We start from the raw sequence: 1,512 nt of genomic DNA, 5'->3' as shown, positions 1-1,512 counted from the left end.
GAGCCCGGTGTTCGGGGACTCCATGGGCCGATCCTGTCACGCGGCCCGCCGGTCGGCAGCGGGATCCGCCGTGGGCGGACGGGGTGCGGCCGGCTCGCCCGGACGGGTGGTTCACCGGCCGGCGCCACCCGCCCGGCGGGCGGGCGACCGGAGGCGGTCACTAGTCTGACGGACGACGTGCTGGGTCCAGCGGCGGGCTCGGCGAGGGCGAGCGGGGGCCGCATGAGCGTGGACGAGGACCGGGACGTGGCGCCGACGGCGCAGGGCCCCGTCGACCCGGACGTGCAGCAGATCCTCGACCGCGTGCGCGAGCACCTCGGCATGGACGTCGCGTTCCTGTCCGGCCTGACGACGTCGGCCGAGGTCGTGCTGGCCACCAGCACGGAGACCGGACCGATGCAGATGGCCGTCGGCGACGCGCGCGACCTCGACGACACCTACTGCGTGCGGGTGCTGGCCGGGCTGCTCCCACCGGTGCTGCCGGACGCGCGCCGGCACCCCGTCGCCCGGGAGCTCGGCGCGACCGCGGACCTCGGCATCGGTGCGTACCTCGGCGCCCCGCTGCGCGGCCCGGACGGCGAGCCGGTCGGGATGCTCTGCTGCCTGGCGCGCGGCGCGAACCCGCTGCTCGACGAGGACGCGCTGCGCGTGCTGGGCCTGGCCGCGGCGCTGGTCGAGGACCGGATGGGCGCGTTCGGGCTGCCGCACCGGCCCGCCGTCTCCGAGCGGGTGCGGTGGATCCGGTCCGTGCTGGCGGAGCGCGCGGTGCGGACGGTGTTCCAGCCGGTCGTCCACCTCGGCACCGGTGAGGTGGTCGCCGTCGAGGCGCTGTCCCGGTTCGACCCCGAGCGGTTCCCCACGCCGGTGCACGCCTTCGCCGCCGCCGCGGCCGCCGGGGAGTCGGTCCAGCTGGAGCTGCTGGCCGCCGAGTCCGCGCTGACCCGGCTCGGCGACCTGCCCCCCGGCGTGCGGATGTCGATCAACCTCTCCGCCGAGGCGCTCGCGGACCCGCGGGTGCCGGACCTGCTGCTCGGGCACGGCCCGGCGGCCGCCGTCGAGGTCACGGAGCACACGCCGGTGCACGACTACGAGGCGCTGACCGCCGTCACCGACCGGCTGCGCGCCGCCGGGCACCACGTCGCCGTCGACGACGCGGGGGCGGGGTTCGCGAGCCTGCGGCACGTGCTGCAGCTCCGGCCCACCGCGATCAAGCTGGACCTGGCGCTGGTGCGGGGCTGCGACCTCGACCCGGTCCGCAGGGCGCTGATCCGCGCCGTCGCCGAGTTCGCGCGCGGCATCGACTCCTGGCTGGTCGCCGAGGGCGTGGAGACCGAGCACGAGCGGGCGACCCTGCGGGAGCTCGGCGTCGACTACGGGCAGGGCTACCTGCTCGGGCGGCCGGCACCGCTGGCGGACGCGCTGCGGGCCGTCCCGCGGGGCTGACGCCGGCGGACCCGCCTCCGCCGTGGGGTGGAGGCGGCCCAGCCCGGCGGCCGATCCGCGCGCCCGGCG

1 protein-coding gene is annotated in these 1,512 nt (G+C 77.9%); it reads left to right on the top strand.

Features of this window, described 5'->3' with window-relative positions; translation table 11 throughout:
• Positions 1-222 precede the first annotated feature (222 nt).
• Positions 223-1,443, top strand: coding sequence for an EAL domain-containing protein (locus tag G6556_RS18765; RefSeq protein ID WP_166944653.1), 1,221 nt, complete (start codon positions 223-225; stop codon positions 1,441-1,443).
• Positions 1,444-1,512: the final 69 nt, after the last annotated feature.

This window comes from Cellulomonas sp. IC4_254 (assembly GCF_011603975.1).
Taxonomy (GTDB): domain Bacteria; phylum Actinomycetota; class Actinomycetes; order Actinomycetales; family Cellulomonadaceae; genus Cellulomonas.
This window is presented reverse-complemented; position numbering and strand designations above follow the sequence as displayed.

What these genes read in the sequence shown, in the direction of transcription:
- G6556_RS18765 (WP_166944653.1), top strand. Translation starts at nt 223, where the DNA reads ATGAGCGTGGACGAGGACCGGGACGTGGCGCCGACGGCGCAGGGCCCC.